This window comes from Prolixibacter denitrificans, assembly GCF_003014495.1.
Lineage (GTDB): Bacteria > Bacteroidota > Bacteroidia > Bacteroidales > Prolixibacteraceae > Prolixibacter > Prolixibacter denitrificans.
Map to the genome: position 1 here is coordinate 544,175 of NZ_PYGC01000001.1, position 23,505 is coordinate 567,679.

General features: G+C 45.6%; 17 protein-coding genes. 9 read left to right on the plus strand and 8 right to left on the minus strand.

Going from position 1 to position 23,505, the window contains the following annotated elements; all coding sequences use genetic code 11:
* Positions 1-107 precede the first annotated feature (107 nt).
* Positions 108-878: an EFR1 family ferrodoxin gene (locus CLV93_RS02430; protein WP_106540563.1), complete on the plus strand. Its 771-nt coding sequence runs from the start codon at positions 108-110 to the stop codon at positions 876-878.
* Positions 879-1,140: 262 nt separating this feature from the next.
* On the opposite strand, the gene CLV93_RS02435 is transcribed toward CLV93_RS02430, so the two are convergent.
* The gene (locus CLV93_RS02435; RefSeq protein WP_106540564.1) at positions 1,141-3,771 is read right to left on the minus strand and encodes a valine--tRNA ligase; all 2,631 of its coding nucleotides are present in this window, start codon (positions 3,769-3,771) and stop codon (positions 1,141-1,143) included.
* A 420-nt stretch (positions 3,772-4,191) separates the two neighbouring features.
* On the opposite strand from CLV93_RS02435, the gene CLV93_RS20080 reads away from it, so the two are divergent.
* The 5 genes from CLV93_RS20080 to CLV93_RS02455 all read left to right on the plus strand — a co-directional run bounded on the left by CLV93_RS20080 (position 4,192) and on the right by CLV93_RS02455 (position 7,372).
* On the plus strand, positions 4,192-4,434 hold the full coding sequence (locus tag CLV93_RS20080) for a hypothetical protein (protein WP_146141929.1): 243 nt from the start codon (positions 4,192-4,194) through the stop codon (positions 4,432-4,434).
* 75 nt (positions 4,435-4,509) lie between these two features.
* Positions 4,510-5,067, plus strand: a complete 558-nt coding sequence (locus tag CLV93_RS02440; protein ID WP_106540565.1) for a lipocalin family protein — start codon at positions 4,510-4,512, stop codon at positions 5,065-5,067.
* 86 nt (positions 5,068-5,153) lie between these two features.
* On the plus strand, positions 5,154-5,378 hold the full coding sequence (locus CLV93_RS02445; protein ID WP_106540566.1) for a YgaP family membrane protein: 225 nt from the start codon (positions 5,154-5,156) through the stop codon (positions 5,376-5,378).
* Between the two features lie 163 nt (positions 5,379-5,541).
* Entirely contained in the window at positions 5,542-6,699 is a 1,158-nt protein-coding gene (locus tag CLV93_RS02450) for a helix-turn-helix domain-containing protein (protein WP_106540567.1), read from the plus strand.
* A 148-nt stretch (positions 6,700-6,847) separates the two neighbouring features.
* Entirely contained in the window at positions 6,848-7,372 is a 525-nt protein-coding gene (locus CLV93_RS02455; RefSeq protein WP_106540568.1) for a GNAT family N-acetyltransferase, read from the plus strand.
* A gap of 51 nt (positions 7,373-7,423) precedes the next feature.
* On the opposite strand, the gene CLV93_RS02460 is transcribed toward CLV93_RS02455, so the two are convergent.
* The 4 genes from CLV93_RS02460 to bglX form a co-directional block, all read right to left on the minus strand.
* Positions 7,424-8,962, minus strand: a complete 1,539-nt coding sequence (locus CLV93_RS02460; RefSeq protein ID WP_106540569.1) for an acyl-CoA carboxylase subunit beta — start codon at positions 8,960-8,962, stop codon at positions 7,424-7,426.
* An 18-nt stretch (positions 8,963-8,980) separates the two neighbouring features.
* Complete coding sequence (locus tag CLV93_RS02465) at positions 8,981-9,499, minus strand: biotin/lipoyl-containing protein (RefSeq protein WP_106540570.1); 519 nt, start codon at positions 9,497-9,499, stop codon at positions 8,981-8,983.
* Positions 9,500-9,513: 14 nt separating this feature from the next.
* Positions 9,514-11,028, minus strand: a complete 1,515-nt coding sequence (gene accC / locus CLV93_RS02470) for an acetyl-CoA carboxylase biotin carboxylase subunit (RefSeq protein ID WP_106540571.1) — start codon at positions 11,026-11,028, stop codon at positions 9,514-9,516.
* Positions 11,029-11,257: 229 nt separating this feature from the next.
* Entirely contained in the window at positions 11,258-13,534 is a 2,277-nt protein-coding gene (gene bglX / locus CLV93_RS02475; protein ID WP_106540572.1) for a beta-glucosidase BglX, read from the minus strand.
* Between the two features lie 345 nt (positions 13,535-13,879).
* Between bglX and CLV93_RS02480 the strand changes: the two genes are divergently transcribed.
* Both CLV93_RS02480 and CLV93_RS02485 read left to right on the plus strand, forming a co-directional pair.
* Complete coding sequence (locus tag CLV93_RS02480; RefSeq protein ID WP_106540573.1) at positions 13,880-15,727, plus strand: DUF3857 domain-containing transglutaminase family protein; 1,848 nt, start codon at positions 13,880-13,882, stop codon at positions 15,725-15,727.
* A gap of 4 nt (positions 15,728-15,731) precedes the next feature.
* On the plus strand, positions 15,732-17,723 hold the full coding sequence (locus CLV93_RS02485; protein WP_106540574.1) for a DUF3857 domain-containing protein: 1,992 nt from the start codon (positions 15,732-15,734) through the stop codon (positions 17,721-17,723).
* Between the two features lie 56 nt (positions 17,724-17,779).
* Here the strand turns inward: CLV93_RS02485 and CLV93_RS02490 are convergent, their stop codons facing one another.
* From CLV93_RS02490 to ald, 3 genes are all read right to left on the minus strand, one after another.
* Positions 17,780-18,805, minus strand: a complete 1,026-nt coding sequence (locus tag CLV93_RS02490) for a hypothetical protein (RefSeq protein ID WP_106540575.1) — start codon at positions 18,803-18,805, stop codon at positions 17,780-17,782.
* Between the two features lie 149 nt (positions 18,806-18,954).
* Positions 18,955-20,361: a CPBP family intramembrane glutamic endopeptidase gene (locus tag CLV93_RS02495; protein WP_106540576.1), complete on the minus strand. Its 1,407-nt coding sequence runs from the start codon at positions 20,359-20,361 to the stop codon at positions 18,955-18,957.
* 564 nt (positions 20,362-20,925) lie between these two features.
* Positions 20,926-22,038 (minus strand): alanine dehydrogenase, encoded by a 1,113-nt coding sequence (ald, locus tag CLV93_RS02500; RefSeq protein WP_106540577.1) that lies wholly within the window; start codon positions 22,036-22,038, stop codon positions 20,926-20,928.
* A 255-nt stretch (positions 22,039-22,293) separates the two neighbouring features.
* On the opposite strand from ald, the gene CLV93_RS02505 reads away from it, so the two are divergent.
* Positions 22,294-23,505, plus strand: coding sequence for a pyridoxal phosphate-dependent aminotransferase (locus tag CLV93_RS02505; RefSeq protein ID WP_106540578.1), 1,212 nt, complete (start codon positions 22,294-22,296; stop codon positions 23,503-23,505).

The window sequence follows — 23,505 nt, forward strand, 5'->3', positions numbered from 1 at the left end:
AGCGGTCGCGCGATGGTTTTGATTGAAATACGAAAGAGGTTTCGGCCGCAACAGCCCTAACGACCATTGATATTTCCTACCTTTGGTGCCAACAAACCAGGAAAACAATGCACATCGTTTATTTTTCACCAACCCATACCACCCGGCAAGTGCTGGAGAGAATTACCAATGGCGTTAACAGCAACCCGGTCAAACACATCGACCTTACGCTGAGCTCTTCTGCCTGGGAAGCTGAGAGCGATGAAATCACCATTTTCGGGGTACCGGTTTATGGTGGCCGTGTACCGGCCGAAGCGACCCACCGGCTGAAACAGATCAAAGGAAATCAAACACCAGCTGTTGTAGTGGTGGTATATGGCAACCGCGCCTATGAGGATGCGTTACTCGAACTGCGCGACATCGTAACCGAACAGGGCTTTGTCCCCATCGCTGCTGCCGCCTTTATTGGAGAGCATTCGTATACCACCAGCGATTATCTTATTGCTCCCGGAAGGCCGGATACAAACGATTTGCAGAAAGCGGATGACTTTGGTAAGAAAATCAACGAACTGCTACTGGAAACAGAGACACTTTCCCCAATAGCGGTTCCCGGAAATTTTCCCTACAAACCACTGGGACAAAAGCCACCCATCGCACCTGTTACTGTAGCAGAGAAATGTGACCAGTGCGGTATTTGTGTGTCCGTCTGCCCCACCGACGCCATCACCCTCAACGACCTCCCCGAAACCAATGCCAGCGCCTGTATTCTATGCTGTGCCTGCATCAAGGAGTGCCCCACCGATGCCCGCGTAAATGATTCGGAGTTTATCAAGGAAAAGAGTCAGTGGCTGGTGGATAATTATTCGGAAAGGAAGGAGCCGGAGGTATTTGTAGAGTAAAATTGGGTTTGGGCTAAAGTCGTTGTCTTGTCCTGAAATAGGTTTACACAAAAAGTAAACTTATGGCAGGATTTAGTATGTAAAACGAGAGGTTTATAAAACAAGCCATCTTTTACCTTGGAAAAAAGCTTCGTCGCTTGGGTCGTTGGCGCGCTGTCCCCCTTTAAAGGGGGAGGATTCGGAGCAAAAAAAAAAACCTGACAAGCCACGAGGGCCCGTCAGGTTTTTGGAAAGTTACCTTTGGACGAGGTAAATCAATTCTTTATTTCAACGAGGCGAGGCGCTCTTCCAGGAGTTTGATTTTCTCCTCGGCATCGGCCTGCTTTTTGCGCTCGGTGGCTACCACCTGTTCTGGAGCTCCGTTCACAAAGCGCTCGTTGCCCAGCTTCTTCATTACCGAAGTAAGGAAGCCGCGGGTATATTTCAATTCTTCTTCAATCTTGGCTATTTCCTCTTCCACATTCACCAGGTCGCCCAGCGGAATATAGTATTCAGTCGATTTTACACGGAACGACAGCGCGCCGTCTACTTTCTCGTTCACCACTTCCAGCTCGCTGAGGTTTCCCATCTTCCGGAGCACCGCATCGAACACGGGTGAATAACCTTTTTCGCCGGGATAAACAGCTACTTTCAGTTCTTCCTTATTTGCGATGTTCTTCTCTTTGCGCACATTCCGAATGCCGGTTACCGCCTCTTCGATATTCACGAACTGCTCCACCAGCGACGCATCGGCTTCAGCAACGGAGGGCCATTCTGCCATCATGATGGACTCGCCTTCTTTCCGCTCACCCAGCAACTGCCAGATTTCTTCGGTGATAAACGGCATGAACGGGTGCAACAGGCGCAACATCTTGTCGAACAAAGCTACCAACTCGTCGTAGGTCTGTTTGTCGATGGGTTGCTGATACGCTGGTTTGACGATTTCGAGCAGCCAACCCGAGAAGTCGTCGCGCATGGCCGTGTAGATGGTCATCAGCGCATCGCTCAAACGGTACTTGCTGAAATGATCGTTCATCGTAGCAATCACTTCGTTCAATTGCGCGTTGAACCAGTCGAGGCCCAGGCGCGCGTGCTCCGGTTGTGGCAACGATGCATCTACTTCCCAACCATGTACGAGGCGGAACGAGTTCCAGATTTTCGAGCTGAAGTTCCGTCCCTGCTCGGTCAATGACTCTTCGAACAATATATCGTTTCCGGCCGGCGAACAGAGCAACATGCCCACACGAACACCGTCGGCACCATATTTCGAAATCAGTTCCAGCGGGTCGGGCGAGTTCCCCAGCGATTTAGACATCTTACGGCGCAGTTTGTCGCGCACGATACCAGTGAAGTACACATTTTTGAACGGGAACGTTCCGCGATATTCGTACCCGGCAATGATCATACGGGCCACCCAGAAGAAGATAATCTCGGGAGCAGTCACCAAATCGTTCGTCGGATAATAGTAGTTAATCTCTTTGTTATCCGGGTCGCTGATACCATCAAACACGGATATCGGCCACAGCCACGACGAAGCCCAGGTGTCGAGCACATCCTCGTCCTGATGCAGGTCGTCCATGGTCAGGTGATCGCGCCCTGTTGTTTCTTTAGCCAGTTGCAATGCCTCCTCAGCAGTTTCGGCTACTACAAAGCTGCCGTCTGACAGGTAATACACCGGAATGCGATGTCCCCACCAAAGCTGACGTGAGATACACCAATCCTTGATGTTGCCCATCCAGTGACGATACAAATTCACGAACTTACCGGGGAAAAACTGAACATCGCCATTCTCCACTGCTTCCAGCGCCGGCTTGGCCAGCTCTTCCATTTTGAGGAACCATTGGGCTGAGAGTTTTGGTTCAATTACCACGTCGGTACGTTCCGAGTAACCTACCTTGTTGGTGTAATCTTCCACTTTCACCAGGTTGCCGGCCTCTTTCAGCATCGGAATAATCTGCTTCCGCGCTTCAAAGCGGTCAACTCCTACCAGGAAGCCGGCTTCTTTGCTCAGCGTTCCGTCATCGTTGAAGGTATCAATCACTTCGAGGTTGTGGCGCAACCCGATTTCGTAATCGTTGACATCGTGTGCCGGGGTAATCTTCAAACAGCCGGTACCGAATTCCATATCCACGTATTCGTCCTGGATAATGGGAACACTGCGGTTCACCAGCGGCACCAACACGCGTTTTCCGGCCAAATCCTGGAAGCGCTCATCGTTCGGGTTCACACAAACCGCCGTATCGCCCAGAATGGTTTCCGGACGGGTGGTTGCTACGGTAACAAACTCACCGGGGGTATCTTCAATGGCATACCGAACGTAGTAAAGTTTCGATTGCTCCTCCTTGTGAATCACCTCTTCGTCGGAAAGAGCGGTTTTGGCAGCCGGGTCCCAGTTGACCATCCGCACGCCGCGGTAGATGTATCCTTTCTTGTACAGATCGACAAACACCTTGATAACCGACTCCGAACGTTTTTCGTCCATGGTAAACGCGGTACGTTCCCAGTCGCACGAAGCGCCCAGCTTTTTCAACTGCTCCAGGATGATGCCGCCATGTTTGTGCGTCCACTCCCAGGCATGTTCGAGAAAGGCGTCGCGGGTCAAATCATCTTTTTTGATGCCTTCTTCGCGTAGTTTGCCTACCACCTTTGCCTCCGTAGCAATGGAAGCATGGTCGGTTCCCGGCACCCAGCAAGCGTTGTAGCCTTGCATCCGTGCACGGCGTACCAAAATATCCTGAATGGTATTGTTCAGCATGTGCCCCATGTGCAACACGCCCGTCACGTTTGGCGGCGGGATGACGATGGTATAAGGCTCCCGCTCATCGGGCTCCGAATGGAAAAAACCTTGTTCCATCCAGTACTGGTACCACTTGTCTTCAACTTCTACAGGATTGTACTTGCTTGGGATTTCCATGGTATATCTTTTCTTTTTTAATGTCTCGTTAATAGTCAACCAGCTTTCGCCGGAAGATGTTCGCAGGGCGAATTCCCTGAATATGATTTCAAAGGGTACAAAAATAGAAAAAACGTCGCTGGTTTCCGTTGGATTGTGAGGGAAATTCATTCAGCAATAAGAAATGAAAAATGAGTAATGAGAAATACCTTGAAACCAGGTTTGAGAATGGTAATACGTTTAGAAAACGAATACTAATTATCAAATAGTTGACACTCATTCTAGAGAACATAATTTTTGTTCATCCCGCAAAATGAGCCGTTCACCTAACAGATTGATACGTTCGTCAAAAAGTTTTGAAAATAAAGAGGCAATTTTCTTTCTTAAGAAATTAAATAACGGGCACTTATATCCTGATCTTTTACCTAATTGAACTAACCCATGAAAAATCTACTGGTTTATTATCTGTTCATCCTGTCCCCCTTTGCTTTGATGTTTTGGATGATCTCCAACGAATACGCTATTGCATTCGTCGTTACCCTGTTGCTTTATTCTACTATTTATCGCGGAATAACAGATTACTTCCGGCTGAAAGCTCGTGGATACATCGGTCTGGAATTGTTAAGACTCTTCGTTCCCTTCCGTGGCAGACGTCGATTCTTTCGGGATTTGTATTTTCGTTAACGGTTTATAACCAAACACAGCTAAACCTTTCTCCTCTCCCATTCCTTTTATAGTTAAAACCAATCTCTTTTAGCTATGCGTAAATGGATTGCCATTACCGGACTTTCGGCTGTCGCCGGATTGTTTTTTCTTTCCGGCTGTACCGGGAAAAAGGAACCACCTTATGCACCGGTCTCCGGCTTTGAACTTCAAAAATACCTGGGCAAGTGGTACGAAATTGCCAGGCTGCCCAACCGTTTCGAGAAAGATCTGGTGAATGTAACCGCTACCTATTCCTTGCGGGAAGACGGTAAGGTGCGGGTGCAGAACGAAGGTGACAAACCGGACGGGAAACACAAAATGGCCATCGGGAAAGCCAAACTGGCCGGAAAACCCGGCGAAGGATATCTGCGGGTATCATTTTTCGGGCCCTTCTACGCCGATTATGTGATTGTGGCGTTGGACAAAGAACATTACCAATATGCGCTGGTCGCCAGTTCTGATAAGTATTTATGGGTCTTATCGCGCACACCTCAACTGGATAAAAACATCTACAAAAACCTATTGCAAAAAGCTCAGCAGTTAGGCTTCGATACCTCAAAATTGTACGTGGTTCCCCAGAAAGCTACTGAACAACAGGCGGGCAAACAGTAATGTGCGAACGATTTTTTGCTTTATTTGTTTATACACCCGGAAGAATTATTCGGGAAGGTTTAAACCTTAATTAAAAAACTTTCATTATGAAAAAGAACATGGGAACCACCGACCGGATTATCCGCGTCCTCCTCGCCATTGTATTTGTAGCTCTTTATTATGCGGGCGTTATTACCGGAACAATTGGCATTATCCTGCTCATTCTGGCAGCCATTTTTGTGCTTACCAGCCTGGTCAGTTTCTGCCCGCTCTACGCACCTTTCGGCATCAAAACGTTCTGTGCGCCGAAAGAGGATGCCCCTAAAGAGTAACGGGAATTCTTTTTCATAACCTTGATGACGACAAAATTTACAGGTTAATATCCACACGGAGCAGCCGGTTTCATCGGAATCATTTTCCGAATGAGCCGGTTGTTTTTATTTCAGATGTGTATATTCGCATTAGTAAGTTTCATTTCTGCCGAAAAAAGACCATATGCCTTTTTATTCCATCTTCCGGTTTTTCTATTTACTGGGAACCGTCAATGCACTCTTCTTTGCGTTTCTTATTTTTTCGCGAAGTAACCGGAAACGCTCTGATGCAATTTTGGGCACGTGGCTTATCTTTCTCTCAGCACAGTTGATGATTCCCTTTATTTACATGACCAACATTCGGGTATACGTTTACATGGTGGGATATGAATCGACCCTGTTGACACTTCATCCCATTTTCCTATACAATTATGTGCTGACGCTAACTAATGAAAAAAGGAAACTCAAATCCATTCTTCTGAGTTTTACCCCTGCAATACTCGTTGGCATCATGATGATTCCATATTTCACCATGCCCATGGACGTGAAATATCAGTTCCTGAGCAGTGGAGAAAATATTCCGTTGAATATGTTGCCTTCAGCCGTGGTATCGTTGGGATGTTTTGTCTGGTTTATTGTTGCTACGTTCAAGGCATTGAAAAAACACAAGCAACAAATTCTTCAGGTTTATTCGTACCGGGATAATGTTGATCTCCTTTGGCTGAGACGGTTAGCTGTTACTTTTTCCTTTTTCTTTTTCTTCGATATGGGACTGGCCATTCTCTTTAGCGTTATTGGTATTCCATTGGCATGGACGGATTTTTCCTTTTATATCATGCTCACCTTCTTCATCTTCATCCTGGGCTATTTCGGTTATCGGCAGGGAGAAATTTTCCGCTTCGAACCACTGGCCATTGCCCGTGAAGATCATGAAACCCATCTCCGAACGGAGCAGAACCAACACAAAGCTGAAGTTCCAGTCGTTAATGAAGAAGATGCCCAAAAGCTGAGTGCGTTGATGAAAGAAGAGCAGCCATTCCTGGAAAGTGCTCTCACTATCAACGATCTTTCACGCATGATGGACATGCCGCCTCACCAGTTGTCGCGTGTCATCAACCGTCATTTCGGGATGAATTTCTTCGAATTTGTCAACCAGTACAGCATTGAATATTTCAAACAGCTGGCCGCCGATCCCAAATACCAGCACTACTCACTACTTGGCTTGGGGCTGGAATGCGGATTCAATTCCAAGTCATCATTCAACCGGGTTTTCAAAGAGCATACGGGCCTCACGCCAGGTGCTGTGCGAAAACAAGTCGAAGCAGAAACAGTGTCTCAATAAATCGGGACTTCAGTCCACTTACCTCTGTTTATCAGCGCTTTTCGTTTAGTCTCATTTCAACTCATGTCCCGATTTCGGAACATGAGACGCTCTCTCTATGCTCGCATGGTAGTTTTGTTTCATCAGTTTTCAACAAATCAAAATGCCAATGCAATCCGAAACAACAACGAAACAAGAAATACTCATCAGTCACATGACCCGTTCCGATTGGAAAGCCATCAAACAACTTTACCGTGAAAAATATTCCGACGGCATTGCTTCTGAATGGAACGAAGAGTTATTCCCCGGCGAACTTTCCTTCATCTCGCGAACCGATGGAGAAGTTAACGGACATCTTCAACTTATTCCCTTGCAGGAAACCGGGAAACAATCATCAAATGTTCTGCTAATCGGTCACATGGTTCTTCCCGATGGGAAAGAAGGCAAGGCTTTGTTGCAGGAAGCTTCAATGTGTGCATGGGAACTGGGCTACAAAGCTATCGTCACCTTTGAAGATCAGGGCGAATTAATGGAGAACGGCTTTTATGAATTGGACTACCCTGTTTTCAGTAACCTAAATGAGAATACGCCGGTGTATGGTTATGCTCTTTCCTGGAAAGGAACGGAAAAGATTAAAAGAAACCTGGTGTACCCGCATGTGCGGTTTTATCTATTGCTACGCAGCCAGTCGTAAAAAAAAAGCCTGACACGTGGCCAGGCTTTTCTCATCAATTAACTTCACTATCTATAACGGAATGTTTCCGTGCTTTTTGGGCGGATTGGTTTCGCTCTTGTTTTTGGTCATCTCCAATGCCATAATCACCTTCTTTCGGGTGTCTTTCGGCATGATGATCTCATCGATATAACCGAGTTCAGCTGCACGATACGGATTAGCGAAATTGTCACGGTAGTCATCTACACGCTTCGCTTTCGACTCATCATCCTTATCATTCCGGAAAATGATATTCACGGCACCTTCCGGTCCCATTACCGCAATCTCGGCAGTAGGCCATGCCATGTTCATGTCAGCAGCCAAATGCTTGCTGGCCATCACATCGTAAGCACCTCCATAAGCTTTCCGGGTAATTACCGTAATTTTTGGAACAGTAGCCTCAGCATAGGCATACAGCAACTTGGCTCCGTGACGAATGATACCGCCAAACTCCTGGGTAGTTCCCGGAAGGAATCCCGGTACATCTACGAAAGTAACCAACGGAATATTGAACGAGTCACAGAAGCGAACAAAACGGGCACCTTTTACCGATGAATCGATGTCAAGCACTCCAGCGAGGTGATCGGGCTGATTAGCCACAACACCTACAGTACGTCCCCCCATACGGGCAAAACCAACCACGATATTCTGCGCAAAATGCGGCATCACTTCGAAGAAGTGGTTATCGTCGACAACCGAACGAATGATGGTGTGCATATCATACGGTTTGTTCGGATCCGGCGGAACAATGGTTTGCAACTGCTCATCTTCCCGCTCGACATCGTCGGTACAAGGGATGACAGGTGGATCTTCCATATTATTCGACGGCAGGTAGCTTAGTAATTCCCGAATCATCATCAGAGTTTGTTCGTCGTCCTGTCCGAGGAAATGAGCCACGCCACTTTTCGCGTTGTGCGTCATGGCACCACCGAGCTGCTCTTTGGTTACCTCTTCATGTGTCACTGTTTTCACCACTTCCGGTCCGGTTACGAACATGTAACTGGTATCTTTTACCATGAAGATAAAATCGGTCAGTGCCGGTGAATAAACAGCCCCTCCGGCACATGGTCCCATGATGGATGAAATCTGCGGAACAACACCCGAAGCTTTCACGTTCAGCCAGAAAATGTCGGCATAACCGGCCAGGCTTCGTACTCCCTCCTGAATACGGGCTCCACCCGAGTCATTCAACCCGATGATAGGGGCTCCCATCTTCAGTGCCAGCTGGGTTACCTTCACGATTTTATCGGCATTGGTACGGCTCAGCGAGCCACCAAAAACGGTGAAATCCTGTGCAAATACATACACCAGGCGTCCGTCTACTTTTCCGTAACCGGATACAACACCATCACCCGGGATTTTATTCTCATCCATCCCAAAATTGGTGCAGCTGTGTGTGACTATTTTATCCAGTTCGACAAATGTTCCTTTGTCGAGAAAAACATCGATACGTTCACGGGCGGTCAGTTTGCCACCATCGTGCTGTTTGGCAACCCGAGCCTCGCCGCCACCGGCTTCGGCCGCTTTGTTTTTATCTTCAAAAATCCGGTACTTATCTTCAAGTTTCTGCATGAAATCTCAATTTAAAGGTCAATCTTCAAGGGATTCCAACTCAATCAATGGTTGATGTCCCTCGATGGTATCTCCTTCGTTTACCAAAATCTTTTTCACGGTCCCGTGGAAAGCACTTTTGTATTCACTTTCCATTTTCATGGCCGATATGGTGATGACCGTTTGGCCAGCCTCCACTTCTTCCCCTTCTTTTACAGGAATACGAACCACTTTACCCGGCATAGGTGTGGTAATCACATTACCGGCTGATGCCAGATCGCCTTTCGTATTGTTTCTGTAACGGGTAAGCGCATCAATCACCTCTACCTCGTATTGATTGGTGAGGGTTTTAACGCTATAGTGGTTGGCTTTGCCTACCTCGATCATTTCCATGTTGGTCGACTTGCCGTTGTGAAGCACGGAATAAATCCCCGGCTCAACACGAACCACGTCAAATTCATATTCGCGACCGTCGATGAGTGCCCGGTACTTGGAGCCTTCCTTACCCAGCAGCTCTACGTTCGCTGTACGCGAATTGATTCTTACTTCGTTCTGCATAATTCAATGGTTGATTAAAGTCGGAGTACACTTTTACGTCGTGCAAATTCTTTCCAGGGAGATGAAGCGTGTTTCTCAACCTCAGTGGGTTCCGAAACGAGTTTCTTCATCTTCTCGGTGTAATCGAGATAGGCAATAAACAGTGCCATATCCTCACACTCCTGGTTGCAATCCGATGGAATTTCCAATACCTCCGGATTCTTCTCGATAAAATGAGTGTCGTAATTACCGGATGCAAAATCTTCCGCTTCCATAATTCTTTTCAGGAACGGAATGGTGTTTTTCACCCCGCTGATTTTGTATTCGTACAACGCCCGCTTCATCCGTTCGATAGCCTCGCCGCGGGTTTGTGCCCACACGATCAGCTTGGAGATCATCGGATCGTAATAAATCGGGATTTCATAACCTTCGTACACATAACCATCGGTACGAACGCCTAATCCAAGCGGTTCGGTGATGTGTTTCACCAGACCGGGACTCGGCATAAAGTTATTCTTCGGATCTTCTGCGTAAATCCGGCATTCGATGGCGTGTCCGGTTTGCGTAAGTTCTTCCTGTTTGAAAGGCAGCTCTTCGCCATTGGCGACCATAATCTGCGTTTTCACCAGGTCAACGCCGGTTACCCTTTCGGTGATGGGATGTTCTACCTGCAAACGGGTATTCATTTCCAGGAAGTAGAAATTATGGTCGTTATCGACCAAAAACTCTACCGTACCAGCTCCTACGTAATTCACCGACTGGGCTGCCGCAACAGCCTGTTCGCCCATTTTGGCACGTAATTCAGGTGTCATCAATGGCGACGGTGTTTCTTCAATTACTTTCTGGTGACGGCGCTGTACCGAACATTCGCGCTCGAAAAGATGAACGGTATTTCCGTGTTCATCTGCCATCACCTGGAACTCGATATGGTGAGGCGACTCGATGTATTTTTCCATATACACCACGTCGTTGCCAAAGGCGCTGCCGGCTTCGGAACGAGCCCGCCGGTAGGAACTTACCAGTTCACTTTCCTCCCTTACGAGGCGCATACCTTTACCACCACCGCCAGCCGATGCTTTGATCATGATTGGATATCCAATCGAATCTGCTGTCTCTTTTAATTTGTCTTCGTCTTCAATAAGATCACGGGTTCCGGGAACAACCGAAACGCCCGCGTCCATCATGATTTTCCGTGCAGTCAGCTTATCGCCCATTGCCAAAATGGCGTCCGGAGAAGGACCGATAAAAATCAGCCCGGCTTCTGCTACCCGACGTGCAAACTCCGCATTCTCGGAAAGAAATCCGTAACCCGGATGAATTGCGTCGGCTCCTGATTTCACTGCCGCATCCATAATCTTGTCGATGTTCAAATAACTCTCAGACGATGGAGACGGTCCGATAAAACAGGCCTCGTCGGCATAACGAACATGCATGGCACTGCGGTCGGCCTCTGAAAATACTGCCACACTCTGAATTCCCATCTCGCGACAGGAACGCATCACCCGCACCGCAATTTCACCACGGTTCGCAACCAAAATTTTTCGGATCATAAGAACTTTTGATTATTAAATTCGGACTAAATTATAGTTTGCCATTGAGTTTTCAAAATATGTTAATAAATTAATATTTTCGAACATTTTGTTATAAAATCTGAATTTCGTATTGACAAACCTTCAGGGTTAACAATCAAAACCGAAAAATGCTTAAAAGAATTTTTCCGGCATAAACGAAAAAACCCCACAGATTACTCTGCGGGGTTCAGGCTATGTTAAATTCAGTCTATTTTAAAACAAAGGAGTTTTCTTGTACATCATCGGAGTTGGTTCCAACAAATACTTTGAATTCTCCGGGTTCTGCTTTTTTCTTCAAATCGGCTCCGTAGAAAGCCAAATCATCGGGCGTTAACGTAAATGTGACCTTCTGCGATTCACCCGGTTTCAGTGAAATCTTCCGGAACCCTTTCAGTTCTTTTACCGGACGCGATACACTACCCACCAGGTCGCGGATATACAATTGTACAACTTCTTCACCGGCTACTTTTCCGGTATTCTGCACATTCACCGAAACATCCAGTTTTCCGTTCATGCTCATTTCGTGCGAGCTGAGCTCAACCGGCGAATACTTAAATGTAGTGTAACTCAAACCGTAACCAAACGGAAACAGCGGAGTTTTCTTTTGATCGGTATAATGTGACCAGAAGACAGTTCCTGTCGGATCGGGACGGCCTGTACTTTTGTGATTATAATAAATAGGTAATTGTCCAACGGCACGCGGGAATGAAACCGGTAATTTTCCGGAAGGATTGTAATCACCGAACAATACATCAGCAATAGCGTTTCCGGCTTCGGACCCAAGATGCCAGGCCTCAACAATAGCCGGAACGTGTTCCGCCATCCAGTCAATGACCAGCGGGCGACCATTGGTCAGAACGACAACCACATTGGGGTTCGCAGCGTAGACCGCTTTCATCAGCTGTTCCTGCAAGCCTTTCATCCTAATTTCGGTCTGACTGCGTCCTTCACCAGTTTGAAAGCAATTTTCGCCAACAGCCAAAACAACCACATCCGCTTTTTTTGCTATCTGACGAGCAGCACCAAATCCGGAACTATCGGTGGTATTGAATTTCAACTCCTTGGTAAAACTGGGCTGACCAATGGTTAACGGAGCACCTTCGGCATAAAGTATTTTATTGGGATCAGCAACCGCTCCTTTTACTCCTTCAAGCAATGATACCGCAGAACCGGTAATCGCCTGAGCTCTCCAACTTCCCAGGGGAGAATCCTTATCAGCTGCCAACGGACCAATCACCGCAATGGTTTGCCCTTCTTTCTTCAGCGGAAGCAGATGCTCATCGTTTTTCAACAGAACAATGGAATGACGGGCAACTTTCCGGGCTGCCGCCAAATGTTCCGGAGTAAGAATTTCGGTTTTCTCCCGATTCTCATTACTATACTTATATGGATCGTCGAATAGACCCAATTCGAATTTCACGCGCAGAATGCGACGAACAGCATCATCAATCAGCGATTCGTCCACTTTTCCTTCCTCTACTAACTTCTTCAAAGAAGTGATGTAGCAGTGACCTTCCATGTCCATGTCACTACCAGCTTTAATAGCCAGCTCGGCTGCTTCAGCTTTATTGGCTGCCACGCCGTGAGGAATCAGCTCGCCGATAGAGTTCCAGTCGGAAACCACAAAACCTTTGAAGCCCCACTGTCCTTTCAGGATGTCACGCTGCAAATGAGCACTGGCAGTCGCTGGTGTTCCGCCAATTTCGTTGAAAGAGTTCATCACGGTAGCGACACCCGCTTTAACAGCAGCTTCGAATGGTGGCAGCACGGTGTTTCGCAGCGTGTGCTCGCTGATGTCGACTGTATTGTAATCACGGCCCGACTCTACAAATCCATAAGCGGCGAAGTGCTTGGCACAGGCGGCCACGGTATTGTCGCTCGACAAGTCGTCGCCCTGGAAACCATGGACGCGGGCAGCAGCAAATTTAGCTCCCAGGTATGGATCTTCGCCCGAACCTTCCATCACGCGGCCCCAGCGTGCATCGCGACTGATGTCCATCATCGGGGCAAACGTCCACTGTAAACCGGAAGCCGATGCCTCAACAGCAGCTACATGAGCAGAAAGTTTTGCCAGTTCGGGTTCCCAGCTGGCTGCTTCGCCCAACGGAATCGGGAACATGGTTTTAAATCCGTGAATCACGTCGTAACCGAAAATCAGGGGAATGTGCAACCTGGAGTTTTTCACCGCCAGCTCCTGTGTTTTCCGGGTAGCTTCGGCCCCTACAACATTCAACATCGAACCAACGGCACCGGATTTAATTTCCTGTAACTGATGCTGTGCCGATGCTCCCTGCGGTGCGGGCCCGGTCATTTCCCATTGGCTAGTGTACTGATTTAACTGACCTATTTTTTCATCCAGTGTCATCTTCTTGAGAAGATCATTTACTTTCTTCTCAATGGCTTCATCGTTTGCTTTTGGCTTCAATGCGTACAAATTATTGCCCAGGGTTAGAAATACAAGTAGCAGAATCGCAGACCATTTCATGTGTTTTGTTTTTAATTGTTCAATTACCACATGGAACTCGCCACGACCATCCTGCTCCGATAGGAAAAGTTGATTCTCAGGGCTCGTTTCATGTTAATTTGTTTTAGTTATGTTATATCTGACAAGTTGAATCAACCCAATTGATCCGAAACAAAGGAACGACTTTTCTGTAAAAAACAGAAGTAATTGTACAATAAACAAGATGCCTTTTGAAGCAAAACATTTTCAAAAGCATACTAAACACTCGCATTCAACTGCTTCAAAACATATCAGAAGCTCCTAATAATTCCTATTTTCAACCATTCGAAAAGAGTAACCTTTCGGACCAACAATAACCATTTAACCATGTACAAGTATTTAGGAATTCTCTTGCTATTCCTGGGATCTCCTTTTTTCGCCAAAGCAGCAGTCGATGCAATGACCGTCCGGTATCTGTCGAATTATACTATAGAAAAAGGCCGGTTAACACTGGAAAAGAAAGTTGTTATCCAGATCAACAATCAGGAAGGACTAAAGTACGGAACTATCTATATTCCGTATACCGCAAAAGATAAGATATCCAAACTCGAAGTCCAGATTGAAAAACCCAGCGGAGAGCTAATCAGAAAAATAAAGAAAAGTGAGATTCAGGATGTCAGTGCTATATCCGATTTCTCATTGTACGAAGATGATTACGTCAAAAAAATTCCGGTTCGCTATAACCGTTTTCCCTTTCGCATCAGTTATTCGTACCAGATTTCCTACCACCGTTTTTTTCAGATTACAGACTGGATACCGATTATCGATACAGATGTTCCGACATTGAATGCAGAACTCCGCATTTCGACACCGCTTCATTATCCCATCAAAATTTACCGGCAACACATTGAAAAAGCAAAAGCGTCCGCAGATAACGAAACGATGACTTACCTCTGGAAAACCTCCATACCGAAAATTCCGGATGAAGAAGTTTTCTCGCCATCGGTCTACAGTCTTCTGCCCCGGGTCGAGGTGGTTCCTAAAAACTTTGAATACGGTAGCGCCGGAAGTTTTAGCAGTTGGCAAACTTATGGCAAATGGCAGTCGCAATTGTTAGAAGAGGCTGATGATCTTCCTGACTCAGAAAAAAGCAAAGTCAAGCAGATGGTTAGCCACCTTGATTCGCCGATAGAAAAAGCACGAAAGATTTATCAATATCTTCAGGACAATACCCGCTACATAAACGTGACGCTCGGTATTGGAGGCTTAAAACCTTATCCGGCATCCTACGTTTCCACCAATAAATACGGCGACTGCAAAGCATTGACCAATTACATGAAAGCATTGCTGGAAGCGGCCGGCATTCAGGCATACTGCTGCGACATTTACGCCGGCGGTACCCACCGACCTGTTCTCGACAGCTTTCCATCACAACAATTTAATCATGTTGTCCTGATGCTTCCGCTGAACCAGGATACCACATGGATTGAGTGCACCAACAATTCTATTCCTTTTGGCTATGTTGGAACGTCCATTCAAAACCGGAAAGCCTTTTTGATTGATGAACAGAACAGCCAACTGATTCATACGCCGTCGCTATCGCCTGAACAGGTTCAAAACAGATGCGTGATTGATTACAATGTACATCCGAATCAAAAATGCGAAGCACACTATCATTATACCTTCCGGGGAAATGCTTTTGGTCTTTTTAATCAGTTGTACACTTCTTATCCAGCCAATGTGCAGGAAGACTATATTCGGGACTTTCTTCCCGAAAGGGATTTTACACTGAAAAGCTGGAAACTCAGCAAGGCTAACAGGGAAGCATCGACAATTACGCTGGACGCTACGTTGGAGCTCAATCATTTTGGGAAAATGTACGGTGAAGACCTGGCTATTTCTCCCATTCCGTTAAGCATTCCGAGGTTTGAAGCTCCCAATGAGCGAAAACTCCCGGTTCAAATGAGCTATCCCATCTGCTCTCAGGATTCCATTGTATACCACTTTACCCAGCCGGTAAAACTCGACGAGATACCGGACTCCGTTTCCATTCATAATACATTTGGCTCTCTGGAAATGCAGGCAACTGCTACCGATAAGCAGCTGACACTGAAACGGCGGTTTATCATTAACGGAGGAGACATTGATTTGACTTCGTACCCTGCTTTTTACCAATTCATTCGAAACATTAAGTCGAAAACCAACCTGACATTTCTAACTACTACAAAATTATAATCTCATGAAAAAACATTGGCTAATTGCTCTTCCGCTGTTATTATCGTTTTCTGCTTCGTTTGGAGTAGTTCCTGACAAGCCCAGGTTCGTTTACGGGCAAATTACCAAAGAAGATTTAGAATTAAAATCTTCTGACTTCCCAGGAGATCCGGGCGCTGCATATGAATTCGACAGGGGTAAATCCGGATTTATCGTCAATAAACAAGAGTCGGGGTTCGATGTGACCTTCGAACGAAAAACACGCATCAAAATATTCAACAAGGCCGGATACGACTATTCGGAAATTGAGATTCCTCTGTACACGGATGGCAACAGTATTGAACAAATCTACAAACTGGAGGCCTGCACCTACAACTGGGAGAATGGCAAAATTACCAAGACACCACTCGACCTGAAAAATGTGTACGAAGAAAAAATAAATGCAAACTGGATAGACAAGAAATTCGCCATGCCGAATGTGAAAGATGGTTCTATTATCGAATATTCGTACACCATCATTTCACCATATAAATTCAACCTACACGACTGGTATTTCCAGCATCGGATTCCAACAGTGTACAGTGAGTATTCGGTAGCCATGATTCCATTTTATGAATATGTCTTTACACTTCAAAGTCCCGCAAATCCGGACGTACAAGAATCATACGAAGACCGGAGTATCAGCCGTCGTTTTGGTACCGTGGAATATCACAACATGATTCACCGGTTCGTTATGAAAGACGTGCCGGCTTTCGACGACGAAGAATATATTACTTCAGATGAAGACCACCTTCGGAAAATCGATTTCCAGCTTGCGGCTATTCATTTTTCCGATGGACACTCGACGGAAATCATCAGTACCTGGCCTGATTTGATTAAAGAGCTTTTGAAAGACCACGATTTCGGGAAATACATTAAATCCAGCAAATCGTATCTCAAAAAGAACTTCAATGAAAATGAGATAAAAGGCAAATCGGATAACGAAAAACTGGCTTACGCTGTCGATTACGTCAAGAAGAACTTTTCGTGGGATGGAAGGTATGGTAAGTTTGCCTCTAAATCGCTGAAAGAGTTCACCCGCGAACAAACCGGTAATATTGGTAACCTGAACCTCTTCCTGACAGCCCTTCTTCAACAAATGGGGATGGACGCCGAACCCGTTATACTGAGCACCCGCTCCAATGGTCAGATTCATTCGGAGTATCCCATGTTACAAGGATTTAATTATGTAGCTACCTTGGTGAAAGTGGGAGATAAACAGGTTCTGGCCGATGCTTCCGAACCATACTGCCCGTTCGATTTGCTGCCCGACCGATGCCTCAGCAACAAGGGACTGGTTGTTAAAGAAGATGCACAGGACTGGGTAAACCTTCGCACCTACATGCCATCGGCTACCATTGATAATATTCGGATTGATTTTACTTCTGACCTCGATTCTATCAAGGCCAAAATAACACGAAAGGCCACGTTATATGACGCATTCCGGTTACGAAAAACGTATAAAAAAGCCCCGGACAATTTGACCGAACCGTTCAAGGAGCATGGAATGACTATGTTGGGTGATGTGAGCACAGAAAATATGGATAACGCAGCCGAACGTGTTGGCATGCAGGTCGAGGTGCAATCACCGGATGAGATCATTAAGGATCGCATTTATGTTGCCCCTTTCCTCAACCTTCCCGTGTCGGAAAATCCGTTTAAACAGAATAGCCGAACGTACCCCGTTGATATTACGTACGCCAAAACCCGGACGTTTGTGGCCACTATCACCATTCCTGATGGTTATACCCTACAATCATTGCCAGACGAGTACACCGTCGACAACAAAAGAATTCACATTGAGTACAAAGGATTGCATTCGGGTAATCAGGTTGTGATTACCGGAACCTATGCTTTAAAAAGTCCGGTTTATGCTGCGTCCGACTATGGCAACCTGCAATTCTACTTCACACAAATCATCAAAAGATTCAACCAGAAACTGGTATTCGTTAAGTCAGATGGTCTGACAAAAAGCTAACAACAAAAGCCCGGTATAGCCGGGCTTTTGCTTTTTATCAAGTCATTTCTGTTAAACTAATCATACATCGTCAGCCTGGTACCCAACAATCTTTTAATATTTGAATTCAATGCTGGAATGCGTTTATCCAAATGTTTCCAATATTCAGTTGTATAGACGTGAGATGAAGGTAATCCCCAACCTGAAGAAGTCCTCTCTTTTTGCATTACTGATTTGGGGATATAATAGCTCTTCAAAACATAAAATTCACTAACTCTTTGAATGTTCTTGAATCTCTTCTCCTTTTTCTGTTTGAAAAAGTATTGATAATACTTTCGCCAACTTTCCAGATTCGCTCTGGAAGTCATTGATCTGCTTCCGGCATGATACGTTTCCACAACATCCTGATGAGTAATTCGAACATGGTATCCAAATAAGCTTCGCTCTCTGGCCTTAGCCGGAGCAATCCAGTCGATACTCATTTGTACCTGTTTTTGTGCTTCGTTTGTCCTAATGTGTCCGACCACTGCATTCTTCTTCATAATAAAAGTTTTTCCAAGACTATCGGTCGTCGTGTAGTCTTTATCAAATTGCCCGGGAATGGTTAGGGACTCGATGTAGGGAACGCTTAAGCCTCCCTCAGAAAGGGTTACTGCGTGTTTTTGGATAGCGTCAACTACTTTTTGATTTCTGAATGAACGGTAGGCGTCTTTCTGACATTTGAAACGTTTGCCATCATTCCAGGTAAAATATTTCACCATCCCGTCAGCAAAATATTCCGGAACACTGTCTTTTAGTTGGTAACTCCGGAAATAGCCTTCGAGTACCAACACCATCTTCTCTTTTTTATTCGTTACCGTAATCTCAGGAATTCTTACCTCACGGGAAGCCAGATAAACATTGCCGGCACGTTTCATGTCTTTCCAACTCATCATCCGATTTCCGTAACTAAGATGTTGTACAACCAGCGAGTCGCTGTTTTTCGCAAAACGATTGACCAACGTCGTATCTATCGTCCCTTCGGTATTGGATGTACCAACCAATCGACCGTCCGGAGCAATGAACTGAGCAAAGGGAATGGGAGACTCTTCTTTTTTGTCCATGACACTAATTTGAGCGTAGGATGAAGATGCCAGAAATAAAAAAAAAGATGAAGATGGTGAGTTTTTCACGGTGATTCATTTGGGAAAGATGAAGGGATAAATGTTAAGTCTCTTATATAGCAGATGCACTAAACGGTCAATGGGGATATTCATTCTGCCGAACTGATGTAACACTTTACTGTTCGGTTCTTTGCCTGATACAGAGTGACCCCATATTTTCCCATCAGCGTCCGCTGAAGTAGTTCCGTGCTGTCTTTCGGGATAACCCAGGTATATTTCGTTCGGTTTTTTGAAAGACAGTTCACTTTCATCGAATAGAGTTCCTCTATTTTATCCGCAAGACCTCTTATCGTTGCATCCTTTAAAACAAAACTGTTGGGTACTTCTTCTCTTTCATCCAACGCCGAGGTGTCTTCTTCCGCTTTCACAAACTGACTTCGGTATAATACCCAGTTTCCGGCAGGAACAAAAAAGAGCTGAGCTTTAAGGTTATATTTCTTCAGGACTTGCTGAAAGACAAAACGTCTGGCCATCTTGAAATCATCCATGCTTTCTTTATTCCTATCGGTAAAATGCAGGTCGATAACGCGGTTCGCAACAGCGGTATCTTCAAAAACAACTTCTTCCGGTCGAAAGCGTGCCAACTTAGCAGAAGCAAAACGTACCGTTGCATGCTTAAAGTCTATTCCGTTACGCCCTACCCTACTACCATTGTATACCGGTCCCTCAGCTTCTTCAATTGTTAACTGATATTTTCCCCGAGCAGCCACATTTCCAGGATAATCAATAACGACCTCGTTATCGAATATTTTATCTCTTGGCATTCCTGAATTAAATAGCAAGACGGGAAGAAGTAAGAAAATGGCATTGTGTAACCCATGCAACACGAATCCCCACCAGAATCCAAAGCGCACCCGCAGGTAACCCAAATTCAATCCGGCAAAAATCTGGGGTAGAACAAAGATTGGCGATAAAATAAGAATCGTTAACGTCACAGTGTAATTCTGCAAATGATAAAACCCAAACAGAATGGTAGTTAAATAAAAAACCAGCGCAGACTTTCGCCGCCAAAGCCTTCCGATAACGATATATATCCTGCGTTGGAAAACTAAATAGGTAGCCAGCAGCACCAGTCCGACTAGAACAGCAATAATATTCGACCGCACATCAAGACTGTGAATTGATACCAACAACAATACTCCATTGAGGTACAGCAATCCGATAAATGACAAAACAAAATTTCCTTTCTTGGGCCGCAAGTGCGTTCTGAATGTCAATTCCTCCAGTAACGGAATGAAAACAGTTACCAGCAGACTCCACTTGAGTAAACCCCATTTTTGATGAGAAATCGGAATTTTGTGCACCTTTACATCCGGAGCAACTACACCTCTCAATTGATATACAAGCCAGACTAACAGGGCACTGATGGCAATATCGACCACCAAAACAACCAAAAAATTCAGAAGTTTGGTGGTAAACCGTTTCTTCTTGTAGTTCAGATTGGGGTGTAACAGGAAATTCCAATAGGCCTTCAGGCTATTTTCGTTCGGGGTCATTTAGTTTTGTTTGTTAGGTTAGAATCTATAGTTCTTCTTGCTCTGTTCATCAGTAGTCTCACCGTTGAATCAAAGTCAATGCTTGCTTCTGTGAAAATTCCCAGCAGGAAAGACTATAGGAAAATATTGAATCGGAAGACTTTTCTCTAACATCGATAAAATTCAAATGCACAATTCGGTATTTCAAGGTTAAACTTCGATTAACGCTTCAGAAAAGAAAAACTGATCAACATCAAAAACATGATGTGATCAGTTTCAAATCCTGAAATCTTTTTCCCTCAAAATACACTTGCTATTCGGAGCAAAAAGTGGAGTGGAGAACTCCTCAATATCTGTCTTGGTCTTCGTTTGTTAATACCCGGATTTCGGAAAAGGTTACCCCCTTTTTCGAAAAAAATAAAGACTGTTTGAGATTTTCTTTGTTGACAAAACGCCGTTTTTGCGAGTAGCTTTTTCAATATCAACTACTTTCTTATGTTGATAACATTCGGAAAATCGCCCACAAAAAAAGAGGCCGCCAATAAATATTGACGACCTCCTGATTTATTATCGGAAAGCGACTGCTTACAGTACGCTGTCTACATCGTAATAAGTAAGTCCGAATGCCTCGGCAACACCTTTGTAAACGACTTTGCCGTCTACTACGTTCAGACCTTTCTTCAGCGAATTGTCTTCGCGGCAAGCCTGCTTCCAGCCTTTTTCTGCCAAATCGATAGCATGAGGCAAGGTAGCGTTGGTCAATGCCAGCGTAGAAGTACGCGGAACAGCACCCGGCATGTTGGCTACTGAATAGTGAATCACATCGTCGATTACGAAAGTCGGATCGTCGTGCGTTGTCGGACGGGTTGTCTCGATACAACCGCCCTGGTCGATAGCTACGTCAACCAGTACCGTACCCGGCTTCATGGTTTTCAACATGTCGCGGGTAATCAGGTTCGGAGCTTTAGCACCCGGGATCAACACGGCACCAATGATCAAATCGTGATCTTCAACCATCTTACGGATGTTGAATTCGTTCGACATCATTGTCTTCACGTTAGCCGGCATAATATCGTCGAGGTAACGCATGCGCCTCAGGCTTACGTCCATAATGGTTACGTCAGCACCCAAACCAGCAGCCATCTTAGCTGCTTCGGTACCTACAATACCACCACCAATGATCAACACTTTGGCTGGATGTACTCCGGGAACACCACCCAACAGCATTCCACGTCCACCGTAAGTTTTTTCGAGGTACTTAGCGCCTTCTTGAACCGACATACGACCAGCTACTTCCGACATCGGAACCAGCAACGGCAGTGAACGGTCGGGCAACTCAACGGTTTCGTAAGCCAAACATACCGACTTGTTGCGGAGCATGGCGTTGGTCAACGCTTCAGAAGAAGCAAAGTGGAAGTAAGTGTAAAGCAACTGACCTTCGCGAATCAATTCGTACTCAGGTTCAATCGGCTCTTTCACCTTGATGATCATTTCGGCCTTGCCGTAAACATCCTCAATGGTCGGGAGCATTTGTGCACCGGCTGAAACATATTCCTCGTCGGTGAAACCACTTCCCATACCTGCTGTAGCCTGAATATATACTTCGTGACCACGCTTAGTCAACTCTGCAGCACCGGCAGGCGTTAACGCAACCCGGTTTTCGTTGTTTTTAATTTCCTTTGGAACTCCTATTATCATGACTAATTATTTTTTGGGTATGTTCCAAAAATAGAGGAAATAATCACACTCTAATATGACGAACCCCCATAATTTTCAACTATTCAGCTTAAATTAACATATCACTCGTATGACCAATTTAAAACTCAATTTTTCATGATTGTTTGATAGTTTTTCCAATATTAATATTACAATAATTAAACATTCAGCCCGTTTGACTGACAATTTATAATATTAACTTTGCCTCTTCCAACATGAAAGTTATAAGATTGCAGGATGCCTAAAATTTCACAACGCGGGGATTTATTACCCGAATCATCGATACGGAAGCTGGTACCTTACGCAGAGAAGGCCAGGGAGCAGGGGAAGAAGGTTATACAATTAAATATTGGTCAGCCCGATATCAAAACCCCGCCACATGCTATTGAGCGTATCCGGAATTTTAATTTCGAACTGATTCCTTACGGACAATCGTACGGAAACGATTCGTACCGGAAAAAACTGGCCCAATATTACCGTAACCGGAAAATCGATGTCGAATACACCGATATTCTGATTACCACCGGCGGATCGGAAGCCATTTCATTCACCTTCATGGTTTGCTTTAACCCGGGTGACGAAATTATTATTCCCGAACCATTTTATGCCAACTACCGCTCGTTTGCAGTTGGTACCGATGTGGTTATCAAACCCATCACGTCACATATCGAAGACGGTTACCAGTTGCCTTCCATTTCGGAATTTGAAAAGGTCATCACTCCCAGAACAAAAGGGATCTTCATTTGCAATCCCAACAATCCCACAGGCTATCTATATTCCCGGGAGGAATTGGAACAACTGCGTGAGTTGGTGCTCAAGCACGACCTTTACCTGATTTCTGACGAAGTTTACAAGGAGTTCGTCTACGACGGATTTCAGCATCACTCGGTCATGGAACTGCCCGATATTGAGGAGCACGTTATCATGATCGACTCGGTATCGAAACGGTTCAGCGCCTGCGGTATCCGGATTGGGTCGGTTGTTTCGCGCAACAAAGAGCTCATTGCATCGATACTGAAGCTGGGAATGGCGAGGCTTTGTCCGCCCATACTGGGACAGGAAGTAGCGGAAGCTGCTGTCGACAGTCCGCCCGAATACATGGAAGAGGTGTACAACGAATATCTTCGCCGCCGAAATTACTTTATCAATGCCTTGAATGAGATTCCCGGTGTTTATTCACCCATGCCCCGCGGAGCATTTTACTCCATGGTGAAACTGCCCGTAGAGGACAGTGACCATTTCTGCCGCTGGTTGTTGGAAGAATTCGAACACAATGGTTCTACCGTGATGTTAGCTCCGGCTTCCGGTTTCTACAGCACCGACGATAGCGGGAAAAATGAAGTGCGCGTAGCTTATGTACTCAACGTGGAAGACCTGAAAGAGGCCGTAGCCTGCATTCGTGAAGCGCTTAAAGTTTACCCACAACGAACGCCGGAAGCAGAAGGCTAA